This is a genomic window from Micromonospora sp. WMMC415, assembly GCF_009707425.1.
Taxonomy (GTDB): domain Bacteria; phylum Actinomycetota; class Actinomycetes; order Mycobacteriales; family Micromonosporaceae; genus Micromonospora.
Genome location: NZ_CP046104.1, coordinates 3,432,487 through 3,444,839 on the forward strand (window position 1 = coordinate 3,432,487; position 12,353 = coordinate 3,444,839).

Sequence of the window (12,353 nt, forward strand, 5' to 3'; positions counted from 1 at the left end):
TGCCACATCCCCCACCCAGTGAGGAGTTGACCCATGACCATCACCCGTACCGCCGTCGTCACCGGAGCGGCCCGTGGCATCGGTGCCGGCGTCGCGAAGCGGCTCGCGCGGGACGGCTTCGCCGTCGCCGTGGTGGACCTGGACGAAGCGGCGTGCAAGCCGGTCGTCGAGCAGATCGAGGCCGGCGGCGGCCGGGCCCTGGCCGTCGGCGCCGACGTCGCCGACGAGCAGGCCGTGGGGGCGGCCGTGGACCGGATCGCCGAGGAGTTGGGGGAGCCCGCCGTCCTGGTCAACAACGCCGGCATCACCCGGGACAATCTGCTGTTCAAGATGACCGCCGACGACTGGGACGCGGTCATGAACGTGCACCTGCGTGGCTCGTTCCTCGTCACCCGCGCCGTCCAGGGCTACCTGACCAGGGCCGGCTGGGGGCGGATCGTCAACCTGTCCAGCACGTCCGCGCTGGGCAACCGCGGGCAGGCCAACTACGCGGCCGCCAAGGCCGGGCTGCAGGGCTTCACCAAGACCCTCGCCCTGGAACTCGGGAAGTTCGGTGTCACCGTCAACGCGATCGCCCCCGGCTTCATCGAGACGGAGATGACCGCCGCGACCGCGGCGCGGCTCGGCGTGCCGTTCGACGACTTCAAGAAGGGCGCCGCGGCGCAGATCCCGGTCGCCCGCACCGGCACGCCCGAGGACATCGCGCACGCCGTGTCGTTCCTCGTCAGCGAGGGCGCGGGTTTCGTCTCCGGTCAGGTGCTGTACGTCGCCGGCGGGCCGAAGGCCTGAGCGGGAGGGAGTGACGATGAAGGTCTTCCAGGGCATCGAGGAACTCGAGCGGGCCGTCGGCACGCACCTCGGCTACTCCGCCTGGCACACCGTCAGCCAGCAGCAGATCGACGCCTTCGCCGAGGCGACCGGTGACCGCCAGTGGATCCACGTCGACCCCGTCAAGGCGGCCCGCAGCCCGTTCGGCGGCACCATCGCCCACGGCTACCTCACCCTGTCGCTGGTGCCGATGCTGGTCTGGCAGGTGTACAAGGTCGAGGGGGTGAGCATGGGGGTCAACTACGGCGCCAACAAGCTCCGCTTCCCCGCTCCGGTCCCCGTCGACTCGTCGGTGCGTGCCGGCGTAGAACTGCTGTCGCTGGTGCCCGGCGGCGGCGGTTACCAGCTGACCGCGAAGGTGACGGTCGAGCTGGCCGGCGCCGACAAGCCCGCCTGCGTGGTCGAGACCGTCAGCATCCTGGTCCCGTGACCCGTACCCCACCACAGGAACCACCGGGCCTGGACCTGGCCCGGCTCGCGGACTGGTTCGCCGCGTCGGTGCCCGGGGCGGGCGGCGGCCTGACCGCGCGGCTGATCGCCGGTGGGAAGTCCAACCTCACCTACGAGGTCGGGGACGGACGGACGACCTGGATCGTCCGGCGGCCGCCACTGGGTCACGTGCTGTCCACGGCGCACGACATGGCCCGCGAGTACCGGGTCATGTCGGCGCTGCGGGCCACCGACGTGCCGGTGCCGGCGACCTACGGGCTCTGCTCGGACGTCGACGTGCTGGGTAGGCCGTTCTACGTGATGGAACGGGTCGCCGGTACGGCGTACCGGCACGCTGCCGAACTGGAACGGCTCGGCGCGGAACGCACCCGGGTGGTCTCGACCCGCCTCGTCGACACCCTCGTCGCCCTGCACGCGGTCGACCCGGCGGCCGTGGGGCTGGCCGACTTCGGCCGGCCGGAGGGCTTCCTCGCCCGGCAGGTGAGCCGCTGGAGGAGACAGCTCGACGCGTCGTACTGCCGCGACCTGCCGGCCGCCGACGAGCTGCACGCCCGCCTGACGTCCGCCGTGCCGAGCGCGTCGGCGCCGGGCATCGTCCACGGCGACTACCGCCTCGACAACGTCCTCACCGACGATCACGACCGCATCGCCGCGGTCATCGACTGGGAGATGGCCACCCTCGGCGACCCGCTGACCGACCTGGCCCTGCTGGTGCTCTACCAGCGGGTCGGCCGACTCGTCGGCGAGGCGATGGCCGACGCCTCCTGCGCGCCCGGCTTCCTCACCGAGGACGAGATACTCGACCGGTACGCCACCCGCAGCACCGACCCCCTCCCACCACTCGGCTTCCACCTCGGCCTGGCGGCCTTCAAGCTCGCCGCGATCTGCGAGGGCATCCACTACCGCCACCTGCGCGGGCAGACCGTCGGCACCGGCTTCGAGCGCCTCGGCGAGGTCACCGAGGTACTGCTCGACGCCGGCCTGACCTACCTGAAGGAGCACTGATGGACTTCAACCTGGACCCCAGGACCGAAGGGCTGCGCGACAACCTCCTGGACTTCATGGCCAGCCACATCCGCCCCGCCGAGCCGATCTTCCGCGAACAGCTCGGGCAGCTCGACGACCGGTGGGCCTGGGATTCGGCGCCGGTACTCGCGGAGCTGCGCGCCGCCGCGAGGGAGCGCGGGCTGTGGAACCTCTTCCTGCCGGGCGAGCACGGGGCCGGGCTGACCAACCTGCAGTACGCCCCGCTGGCGGAGATCACCGGGCGTAGCCCGCTCGGGCCCGCCGCCCTCAACTGCGCCGCACCGGACACCGGCAACATGGAGGTGCTGGCGATGTTCGGCACCGAGCAGCAGCGCAAGCAGTGGCTGGAGCCTCTGCTGAACGGTGAGATCCGGTCGTCGTTCGCGATGACCGAGCCGGACGTGGCGTCCTCGGACGCCACGAACATCTCCACCCGCATCGAGCGGGACGGCGACCAGTACGTGATCAACGGACGCAAGTGGTGGATCACCGGCGCGATGAACCCCAACGCCCGGATCTTCATCGTGATGGGCAAGACCGACCCGAGCGGCGAGCGGCACCGTCAGCAGTCCATGGTGCTGGTCCCGCGGGACACGCCCGGCCTGGAGATCAAGCGGGGCATGGCGGTGCTGGGGTACGACGACCACGACCACGGCGGGCACGCCGAGCTGGAGTTCCACGACGTCCGGGTGCCGGTGGAGAACCTGATCGGTGCCGAGGGCGACGGGTTCGCGATCGCCCAGGCCCGGCTCGGCCCCGGCCGCATCCACCACTGCATGCGCTCCATCGGCCTCGCCGAGCAGGCCGTCGAGCTGATGTGTGCCCGCGCCGAGCAGCGGACCGCGTTCGGCCGGCCCCTGGCCGAGCAGGGGGTGATCCGGGAGTGGATCGCCGAGTCCCGGGTGCGGATCGAGCAGCTGCGCCTGCTCGTGCTCAAGACGGCCTGGCTGATGGACACCGTCGGCAACAAGGGTGCCCACACCGAGATCCAGGCCATCAAGATCGCCACTCCGGGGACGGTCCAGTGGATTCTCGACAAGGCCATCCAGGTGCACGGTGCCGCCGGCCTCTCGCAGGATTTCCCGCTGGCGGCCGCGTACGCCGGCATTCGCACGCTGCGCTTCGCCGACGGACCCGACGAGGTGCACAGGAACGCCCTGGCGCGCCACGAACTGCGCCGCCAGGCGGCGGCGAGGCGGAACGGCCACACCTGACCGGTGACCGTCCGCCGGCCGGTCGGCGGCGGTACGCCCGCCGACCGGCTCAGCCTGTCGGTAGGACGGGGGCGGGCTGAGCCGCGTCGGCGTCCGCCGCTGCCGGTTGCCCGTCGTCGGGCGGCTGTGGCGGTGCGATCCAGGTGACCAGCACCACCGAGATGATCATGAGGAGGAACCACGACGCGAGCTTCGCCGCCGAAACCGGCTGCCAACCGCCCACCTGGCTCGGGTAGAGCCACGCGTTCGACCAGGTGGCGATGTTCTCCGCGAGCCAGATGAAGAAGGCGACGAGGAGGAAGGCCAGCAGCAGCGGCATGCGCCAGCGGAACCGGAAGATGCGGAACTGCATGACACACCGCCCGAACACCAGCGCGACGGCGGCGATGAGCAGCCATCGGATGTCGTGGAGGTAGTGGTTGGTGAAGAAGTTGGCATAGATGGCCGCCGCCACGACAGCTGTCACCAGCGCCTCGGGTAGCGCACGAAACGCAGGTCGAACAGCCGGTTGACCCGGACCATGTAGGAGCCGACGGCGGCGTACATGAAGCCGCTGAACAGCGGCACCCCACCGAGCCGCAGCACGCCGTCCGGCTCGTAGGTCCACGAGCCGACGTGGGTCTTGAACAGTTCCATCACCGTGCCGACGACGTGGAACAGAACCACCACCCGCAGTTCGCGCAGGGTCTCCAGGCGTCCGGCCACCATGGCGACCTGGATGGCGACCGCGGCGAGAGTGAGGACGTCGTTGCGGGCCAGTGCCGCGTCGTCCGGGTACCACAGGTGCGCCGCGAGGATGACCGCCAGCATCGCCGCACCGAACACGCACGCCCAGGCCTGCTTCAGCCCGAAGACGGCGAACTCGGTCAGCCAGCCGGCCGGCCCGTTCCGGGGCAGCCGCGCCAGGATCGCGCGGAAGCGGGCATCGATGGCACGTTCGGCCCTGGTCAGGCTGGCCGGTCCGGACGGGGTAGACATCGCCCCCGACGCTATCGTCCCGGCAGCTCAGGTGGCCCCGCCGGGGTGCGGTCGTGCCGACGCGTCACCCCACGGCGCCCGGCGGTGACTCAGAAACACAGGACGGCCCGCCCCCCGACCACGGACAGTCGCAGTTTCGCTGTTGTGCGGCGCCACGCGTAACCGCGTTCCGCGGAGGGGCAGCAGTGTGAACCGTCACCGCGCGCGGCCGGGCTGACCGATTCGTGCTGGTTGCGCACCAGCCCTGTCACGCAACTGTCATGGAATAGCAGGTCCAGCTCAAAGATCGACACCGAGAGTGGTGGCCGCCTTGTCACCGAACATCAAGGAGGTCCACAGACCATGGCGGTGCCTGCCACACGTGCGGCGAGTGAGAACGACATCCCGCCGGGCGACGCGGCCCAGCCGGAGAGCGGCCAGCGGGACGTCGACCGGACGGTGCTCGGCATCGCCGCTGCGGTGACCGTGCTCTTCGTCCTGTGGGGCATCGTCGCAACCGACAACCTGGCGTCGGTGACGAGCGCGGCGCTCGACTGGGTGGTCAGGGCGTTCGGCTGGGTCTTCGTGCTGGCCAGCGCCGCCTTCGTGGTGCTGTCGGTCTGGCTGGCGCTGAGCCGGTACGGCCGCGTCAAGCTCGGCCGGGACGACGAGAAGCCCGAGTTCTCCACCGTCTCCTGGGTGGCGATGATGTTCAGCGCGGGCATGGGCATCGGACTCATGTTCTGGGGCGCCGCCGAACCACTGTCTCACCTGGGTACGCCGCCGCGGGGTCTCACCGAACCGAACTCCCAGCAGGCCGCCCGCGTGGCCATGGAGTACTCGTTCTTCCACTGGGCGCTGCACCCGTGGGCGATCTACTCCGTGGTCGGCCTGTCGCTCGCCTACTTCACGTTCCGCAAGGGTCGCCGGGGCCTGATCAGCAGCACCTTCGTCCCGCTCATCGGCGAGCGCGCCGAGCGGGGCGCGGGCAAGGCCATCGACATCTTCGCGATCTTCGCGACGCTGGTCGGGTCCGCGGTCTCCCTCGGCCTCGGGGCCCTTCAGATCAACAGCGGCCTGACGAACCTCTGGAACGTGCCGAAGTCCACTCCGCTGGCGATCGGCATCATCGCGGTCCTCACCGTGGCGTTCGTCGTCTCCGCCGTCACCGGCGTTAAGCGCGGCATCCAGTTCCTGTCGAACACCAACATGGTGCTCGCGGTGGCGTTGCTGTTCTTCCTGCTCGTGGTGGGCCCGACGGTCTTCGTCCTCAACACGCTCACCGCGTCGACCGGAGGCTACCTGTACGACCTCATCCCGATGAGCTTCCGCACCGGAGCATTCGGCGGCGAGGAGTGGATGGCGGGCTGGACGATCTTCTACTGGGCCTGGTGGATCTCCTGGACCCCGTTCGTCGGCGCCTTCATCGCCCGCATCTCCCGGGGCCGCACCATCCGCCAGTTCGTGCTCGGTGTGGTGGCCATCCCGAGCCTGGTCAGCTTCGTCTGGTTCTCGGTGTTCGGCGGGACCGCCATCGACCTGCAGCTCGGCGGCACCGACCTGTCAGCCGCGGTGGCGGAGAGCCCGGAGGCCGCGCTCTTCGCGGTCCTGCGCGAGTTCCCGCTCTTCACCGTCACCGCCATCCTGGTGATGGTGCTGGTGGCGCTCTTCTTCGTCAGCGGCGCCGACGCCGCGTCGGTCGTGATGGGCACCCTCTCGTCCCGCGGCACCATCGAGCCGAAGAGTTGGTTGGTCGCCCTGTGGGGCGTCCTCACCGGGCTGGTGGCCGCGGTGCTGCTGCTCGCCGGCGGGCTGTCCGCCCTGCAGTCGCTGACCATCCTCGCCGCACTGCCGTTCCTGTTCGTGATGGTCGGCATGGTCGCCGGGCTGCTGCGCGAACTGCGCCGCGAACCGGCCGCCGCGACGATGGCCCCGGAGATCCGCGCCTTGGCCGCCGCAATCGTGCCGCCGGCGACCACAGAACCCACCAACGGTTCGCAGCCGGGTCACCGCATCCCCGGGGTCGAGGTCTAGACGAGTGATTCCCAACTCTGGGTTGAGCGGCGTGGCAGGTTGACCAGCGCAAGTAGAGAGGGCATCGATGGTCGTTTGTGAAGACAGACCTCGACACCCTCTTGACCGCACTGTACGTGCTTATCGACGACCACGTCATCCCGCCCGGCCGCAAAGGCCCGGGCCGGCCGAAGCGACTTTCCGAGGCCGAACTGGTCTGCCTGGCCGTGGCTCAGGTGCTGCTGGGCGCCCGCTCCGAGCACCACTGGCTGCGGATCTGCTACGGCCGTCTCGGGCATCTGTTTCCCTACCTGCCCAAACAGCCCGGCTACCACAAGCGGGTCAAGGCCGCCGCGCCGCTGATCTGCCGAACCACGATGTACCTGGCCGGGCTGTGCCCCACCATCGGCGACCAGCTGCGACTGCTGGACGCCACCCCGGTGCCGTGCGGCACCTCTCGGTCCACCGTGCAGCGCTCCGCGCTGGCCGAGATCGCCGGCTACGGCTACTGCGCGTCGCACTCGCGCTGGTACTGGGGCCTGAAGCTGTACCTGTTGACCACCGCCGAAGGGCTCCCGCTGGCGTGGTGCCTGGCCGACCCGAAGATCGGCGAACGCGAGATCGCCGAGGACCTGCTCGACTACGCACGCGAACTGGGCGCTCTGGCACCGGGCATGGTCGTGCTGGCCGACAAGGGCCTGGCTGGCAGGGCGATCGAACGCTACTGCGCCGAGCAGGTCGAGGTGCTACTGGCCAGGCCGGACCGCAAGGACGAACGGCGCCGTTTCGGCAACCTCGCCGGGGTCCGGCAGTGGATCGAGTCGGTCAACCAGACCCTGAAAGGCCAGCTCAACCTGGAAGGACACGGCGGGCGTACACCGGCCGGGGTGTACGCCCGCGTCGCCCAACGGCTCCTGGCCATGACCGCCGCGATCTGGCACAACTGGCGCATAAACGCCGACGTCAAACGCTCCCTGACCGCGTACGACCACTGATCCATTCGGAATCACTCGTCTAGTTAGTTTCCAGTTTCCCGGGTCAGTCGTTAGCCGGTGGGCAGTCGTCAGTCGCTCTGGAACGGTGAGGTGGTCGGGTCGTGAGCCTCTTGCGCAGGAAATCGGTCGAGCAGTCGATCCGGGACACCGAGCAGCCGGAGCACCAGCTCCGCAAGGAGCTGTCGGCACTGGACCTCACCGTCTTCGGCGTCGGCGTGATCATCGGTACGGGCATCTTCGTGCTCACCGGCGTGGCCGCCAACCGGTCCGCCGGACCGGCGGTGGCGCTGTCGTTCGTCCTGGCCGGTGTCGCCTGCGCGCTGGCGGCGCTGTGCTACGCGGAGTTCGCGTCCACGGTCCCGGTCGCGGGCAGCGCCTACACCTACTCGTACGCGGCGCTCGGCGAACTGGTCGCGTGGATCATCGGCTGGGACCTCATCCTCGAGTTCGTGCTGGCCGGAGCCGTGGTGGCGGTGGGCTGGTCGCAGTACCTCGCGGTGCTCCTGGAGACGCTCGGGGTGACGCTGCCCGCCGCCGTCACCGGCGGCGAGGGCGGCGTGTTCAACCTGCCCGCCACGCTCATCGTGCTGCTCCTCACCGCGGTCCTGGTCGCCGGCATCAAGATCTCGTCCCGGGTGAACGCCGTGGTGGTCGCCATCAAGGTGGCGGTGGTGCTCTTCGTGATCGCCGCCGGGCTGTTCTTCCTGAAGGGCGACAACTACGTGCCGTTCGTCCCGCCGGCCCAGCCGGCGGCGGGCGGAACCGGCGCCGAGGCAACCCTGCTGGAGGCCATCTTCGGGCAGGCGCCGGCCAACTTCGGCGTCAGCGGCATCTTCGCCGCGGCGGCACTCGTGTTCTTCGCGTTCATCGGCTTCGACATCGTGGCCACCGCGGCGGAGGAGACCCGGGTGCCGCAGCGTGACCTGCCCCGCGGAATCCTCGGTTCGCTGGCGATCTGCACCGCGCTCTACGTCGCCGTCTCGCTGGTGGTGGTGGGCATGCAGAACTACGCCGAGCTGGACACGGCGGCACCGCTGGCCGCGGCGTTCCAGGCGGTCGGCCAGCCCTTCTTCGCCAACCTGATCACCTTGGGCGCTCTCGCCGGACTGACCACCGTGGTCATGATCCTTATGCTGGGTCAGAGCCGGGTCGCGTTCGCCATGAGCCGGGACGGGTTGCTGCCGCGCTGGTTGAGCCGGGTGCATCCGCGCTACGGCACCCCGCACCGCATCACCGTCATCGTGGGCCTCCTGGTGGCCGTGCTCGCCGGGTTCGTCCCGCTGGAGGAACTCGCCGAGCTGGTCAACATCGGCACCCTGTTCGCGTTCGTTCTCGTCGCCGCGGCGGTCATCCTGCTGCGCCGTACCCGCCCGGACCTGCCGCGCGGCTTCCGCGTGCCCTGGGGGCCGGTGATACCGGTCCTCGCGATCGTCGCCTGCGTCGTGCTGATGCTGTTCCTCACCGTGGAGACCTGGCTGCGCTTCGTCGCCTGGATGGTCCTGGGACTGTTCGTCTACTTCCTGTACAGCCGCCGCAACAGCCGGCTCGCCCGCGGTGCGCAGGACGGCCCGCCGATGCCCGGCCGGCCGGACCTCGACACGGGGTTCGGCTCCGCGTCACCCCCGCCGCGGTAGGCCGGGCGCAGCCATCGACACCGCACGACCGCGCATTCCCGGACCTTCACCGACCGTGCTGTGATGGTGACTCTCCCTGGATCGGAAGGGTGTGCCGCACATGGATGATCTGAAGGTCGTGTCGCAGGAGGAGTGGCTGGCCGTCCGCACGGAGCTGCTCGACCGGGAGAAGCACCTCACCCGGCTGCGGGACGAGGTGACCGCGCTGCGTCGCCGGATGCCGGCCGTCGTCGTCGAGAAGGACTACCGGTTCGCGGGACCGGACGGGCCGGTACGGCTCCGCGACATGTTCGAGGGAAGACGGCAGCTCGTCGTCTACCACTTCATGTTCGACCCGAGCTGGAGCGAGGGGTGCACGAGCTGCTCGTTCCTGGTCGACAACCTGGGCCACCTCGCGCACCTGCACGCCGGTGACACCACGTTCGTCGCCGTCTCCCGCGCGCCGCTGTCGTCCATCGCTCCGTTCAAGGCCCGCATGGGCTGGACCTTCCCCTGGTACTCGTCCCACGGCAGCGACTTCAACTACGACTTCCACGTCACCCTCGACGAGGCGGTGGCGCCGGTGGCGTACAACTACAAGGACCGCGCGACCCTGGAGCGGGAGGGGCTGGCGCACCACCTGCACGGCGAGGCGCACGGGCTGAGCGTCTTCGTCGCCGACGCGGACGACCGGGTCCTGCATACCTACTCGACGTACGGCCGCGGTCTCGACGCGGTGCTCACCACCTACCACTACCTGGACCTGACGCCGCTGGGCCGGCAGCGGTACGTCAACGAGTTCCCCCACCACGACCGGTACGAGGGGGTCACCGCGAACGCCGGGCACTGCCACTGACGGCACGCCGGCCCCGGCCCGGCCAACCGGCCGGGCCGGGGCCGCCGGCCCGGGCGGGCGTCGCGGAGTGCGCACATCACGAGATGACGGTCGCGCCGCCCCGGTGTGACGATCCGGGGGTCGTTCGCCTACCGCGATCAGGAGGCCACCGCCATGAGTACCGGCTTGTCGATCGTGCTGTTCCCCGTCGCCCTGGGCATCGTCATGCTCGGTCTCGGGCTCACCCTCACCGTGGACGACTTCCGTCGCGTCGTGACCTACCCCCGGGCCGTCCTCGTCTCCCTGGTCTGCCAGATGCTGGTCCTGCCGGTCATCTGCCTGGGCCTGGTGGTCGCCGCCGGCCTGCGCGCGGAGCTGGCGGTCGGGATGATGCTGCTCGCCGCCTCGCCCGGCGGCAGCACGGCCAGCCTCTACAGTCACCTGTTCAAGGGCAACGTCGCGCTCAACGTCACCCTGACCGCCGTCAACTCGGTGCTCGCGCTGTTCACCCTGCCCCTGATCGTCAACCTGTCCGTGGCCGCGTTCATCGGCTCGGACAGCTCGATCGGCCTCCAGTTCGACAAGGTCTTCCAGGTGTTCGCGCTGGTCCTCATCCCGATCTCGATCGGGATGGCCGTCCGCCGGCACCGTCCCGACTTCGCCGCGCGCATGCAGCGCCCCGTGAAGATTCTCTCCATCGTGGTCCTCGTCGTGGTGCTCACCGGCGCGGTGATCGGCATCAAGGACGAGCTCGCCGCCACCGTCGGCGCCGTCGGCCTCGTCGCCCTGCTGTTCAACCTGGTCAGCCTGGCCATCGGGTACGCGGCGCCGCGCCTGTCCGGCGTCGGGTACCGGGAAGCCGTCGCGTCCTCGTTCGAGATCGGCATCCACAACGCGACCCTGGCCATCACGATCGCGCTGAGCCCGGCCCTGCTCGGCAACAACGACATCGCCATGCCGCCGGCCATCTACGGCACCGTGATGTTCTTCACCGCCGCCGTCTTCGGATTCGTCGCCGCCCGCCGTCCCCACGCCGACGCCACCCACCGGCAACGAACCACGGCGGCGTGATCCAGCCGGCAACCGGTCCCGCCGCCTCGCGGTGGAGCCGGCCGGCACGGTACGTCCCGGCGGCGCCCACCCAGGGCAGGATGGACGTGTGCACATCGAGCCGGTCGACTGCGCGCCCGAGCAGGCGTTTCCGCGAGCGATCCTGCGGCAGCGCTGGGACGATCTCACCTTCCTGCACTGGGCGGTCGCACCGGATCTGGTGGCGCCCCTGCTGCCGCCCGGCACCCGACCGGACATGATGGACGGTTCGACCTACGTCGGTCTGATCGGCTTCCGCATGGTGGGGCTGGGCCTGGGCCGAGGGCCGGGGGTGCCGTACTTCGGCACCTTCTGGGAGACCAACGTGCGGCTGTACTCGGTCGACGACACCGGCCGGCGTGCTGTGGTGTTCCGCTCGCTCGACGCGTCCCGGTTGGTTCCGGTGCTGGTCGCCCGGGCGACACTGCGGCTGCCGTACCTCTGGTCGGCGATGCGCCTGGACCGCGATGGTGACCGTCTCACGTACCGGCTCCGGCGCCGCTGGCCCGGTCCGGCCGGCACGACGAGCCGGATGGCGGTCCGGGTGGGCGAGCGGGTCGTCGACCCGACCCCGCTGGAGCACTTCGTCACCGCCCGGTGGGGTCTGCACACCCGGGCGTGGGGCCGCACCCTGCACCTGCCGAACTGGCACCCCCGCTGGCCGTTGCACCGGGCCGAGCTGCTGCATCTGGACGACGAGCTGGTCACCGCCGCCGGGCTTCCGCCGCCGACGGCGCATCCGGTCAGCGTGCTCTACTCGCCGGGTGTCCCGGTCCGGTTCGGCCCACCGGTCGGCCTGCGGAGCTGACCGTCACGGCCCCGCCGGGTCGGCGCCGGCCGTCGGCTCCGCGTGGGCGAGGAGAGCGGCCAGCTCGGCGGGGGAGTGGGGTCGTGCCCTCGGCGGTCGGCGAGGCCACAGTTGACATTGTGGCGTCGCCGACCGTAGCGTCCGGGGCGACGATGTGTGCGGAAGCCGGTGCAATTCCGGCACGGTCGCGCCACTGTGACCGCGTCCACCCGGTAGGCAAGGGGTGACGCGGAAGTCAGACCCGCCACCGTCACTGGAACCCGTTGTGGGACGCGTGATCCCGAGGAGGTTGCCCGTGTCCAGCCCGTCTTCCGCCCTGCCCCGCCCGGTCACCCCGCCCGTCGCCATTCCGTGGCGTGAGCTGCAGCCGTGGCTGCTCTTCGGCACGGTGCTGGCCCTCGTGCTGCTCTACTTCGTCGGTACCGAGCAGGGTGTCTTCCAGGTGGTCAGCGGTGCGAACGTGCATGAGTTCGTGCACGACGGCCGTCACCTGCTCGGCTTCCCCTGCCACTGACGGGCGGGTCC

General features: G+C 70.3%; 11 protein-coding genes, 1 pseudogene and 1 riboswitch. Of the genes and pseudogenes, 11 read left to right on the top strand and 1 reads right to left on the bottom strand.

Translation table 11 applies throughout. The features are described from left to right. Positions 1 to 33: 33 nt before the first annotated feature. The 4 genes from fabG to GKC29_RS16230 are packed head-to-tail and all read left to right on the top strand — an operon-like array spanning position 34 to position 3,518. Positions 34 to 789 carry a 3-oxoacyl-ACP reductase FabG gene (gene fabG / locus GKC29_RS16215; RefSeq protein ID WP_155331631.1) on the top strand — a complete coding sequence of 252 codons (756 nt, stop codon included), beginning with the start codon at positions 34 to 36 and terminating at the stop codon, positions 787 to 789. Positions 790 to 805: 16 nt separating this feature from the next. Continuing rightward, on the top strand, positions 806 to 1,258 hold the full coding sequence (locus tag GKC29_RS16220; RefSeq protein ID WP_155331632.1) for a MaoC family dehydratase: 453 nt from the start codon (positions 806 to 808) through the stop codon (positions 1,256 to 1,258). Continuing rightward, on the top strand, positions 1,255 to 2,283 hold the full coding sequence (locus GKC29_RS16225) for a phosphotransferase family protein (protein ID WP_155331633.1): 1,029 nt from the start codon (positions 1,255 to 1,257) through the stop codon (positions 2,281 to 2,283). The genes GKC29_RS16220 and GKC29_RS16225 overlap by 4 nt, the downstream gene beginning before the upstream one ends. After that, the gene (locus tag GKC29_RS16230; RefSeq protein WP_155331634.1) at positions 2,283 to 3,518 is read left to right on the top strand and encodes an acyl-CoA dehydrogenase family protein; all 1,236 of its coding nucleotides are present in this window, start codon (positions 2,283 to 2,285) and stop codon (positions 3,516 to 3,518) included. Before GKC29_RS16225 ends, GKC29_RS16230 begins: the two co-directional genes overlap by 1 nt. 49 nt (positions 3,519 to 3,567) lie before the next feature. On the opposite strand, the pseudogene GKC29_RS16235 reads toward GKC29_RS16230, so the two are convergent. After that, positions 3,568 to 4,496, bottom strand: a pseudogene (locus GKC29_RS16235) (DUF817 domain-containing protein). A gap of 348 nt (positions 4,497 to 4,844) precedes the next feature. Here GKC29_RS16235 and GKC29_RS16240 point away from each other — a divergent pair. From GKC29_RS16240 to GKC29_RS16270, 7 genes are all read left to right on the top strand, one after another. After that, positions 4,845 to 6,509, top strand: coding sequence for a BCCT family transporter (locus GKC29_RS16240; protein ID WP_230688646.1), 1,665 nt, complete (start codon positions 4,845 to 4,847; stop codon positions 6,507 to 6,509). 77 nt (positions 6,510 to 6,586) lie between these two features. After that, the gene (locus GKC29_RS16245) at positions 6,587 to 7,483 is read left to right on the top strand and encodes an IS982 family transposase (RefSeq protein WP_155331462.1); all 897 of its coding nucleotides are present in this window, start codon (positions 6,587 to 6,589) and stop codon (positions 7,481 to 7,483) included. Positions 7,484 to 7,584: 101 nt separating this feature from the next. Further along, a complete protein-coding gene (locus tag GKC29_RS16250) occupies positions 7,585 to 9,117 on the top strand; it encodes an amino acid permease (protein ID WP_155331636.1) in 1,533 nt (510 codons plus the stop codon). Positions 9,118 to 9,217: 100 nt separating this feature from the next. Beyond that, positions 9,218 to 9,952, top strand: a complete 735-nt coding sequence (locus GKC29_RS16255) for a DUF899 domain-containing protein (protein ID WP_155331637.1) — start codon at positions 9,218 to 9,220, stop codon at positions 9,950 to 9,952. Positions 9,953 to 10,105: 153 nt separating this feature from the next. After that, on the top strand, positions 10,106 to 11,002 hold the full coding sequence (locus tag GKC29_RS16260) for a bile acid:sodium symporter family protein (protein ID WP_155331638.1): 897 nt from the start codon (positions 10,106 to 10,108) through the stop codon (positions 11,000 to 11,002). 88 nt (positions 11,003 to 11,090) lie between these two features. Next, the gene (locus GKC29_RS16265) at positions 11,091 to 11,828 is read left to right on the top strand and encodes a YqjF family protein (protein WP_155331639.1); all 738 of its coding nucleotides are present in this window, start codon (positions 11,091 to 11,093) and stop codon (positions 11,826 to 11,828) included. Between the two features lie 103 nt (positions 11,829 to 11,931). Next, positions 11,932 to 12,092: riboswitch (cobalamin riboswitch) on the top strand. A 31-nt stretch (positions 12,093 to 12,123) separates the two neighbouring features. Next, positions 12,124 to 12,342 (top strand): CbtB domain-containing protein, encoded by a 219-nt coding sequence (locus GKC29_RS16270; RefSeq protein ID WP_155331640.1) that lies wholly within the window; start codon positions 12,124 to 12,126, stop codon positions 12,340 to 12,342. Positions 12,343 to 12,353: the final 11 nt, after the last annotated feature.

Coding starts and splice junctions, on each gene's coding strand:
- fabG (WP_155331631.1), top strand. CDS start 34: ATGACCATCACCCGTACCGCCGTCGTCACCGGAGCGGCCCGTGGCATC.
- GKC29_RS16220 (WP_155331632.1), top strand. CDS start 806: ATGAAGGTCTTCCAGGGCATCGAGGAACTCGAGCGGGCCGTCGGCACG.
- GKC29_RS16230 (WP_155331634.1), top strand. CDS start 2,283: ATGGACTTCAACCTGGACCCCAGGACCGAAGGGCTGCGCGACAACCTC.
- GKC29_RS16255 (WP_155331637.1), top strand. CDS start 9,218: ATGGATGATCTGAAGGTCGTGTCGCAGGAGGAGTGGCTGGCCGTCCGC.
- GKC29_RS16260 (WP_155331638.1), top strand. CDS start 10,106: ATGAGTACCGGCTTGTCGATCGTGCTGTTCCCCGTCGCCCTGGGCATC.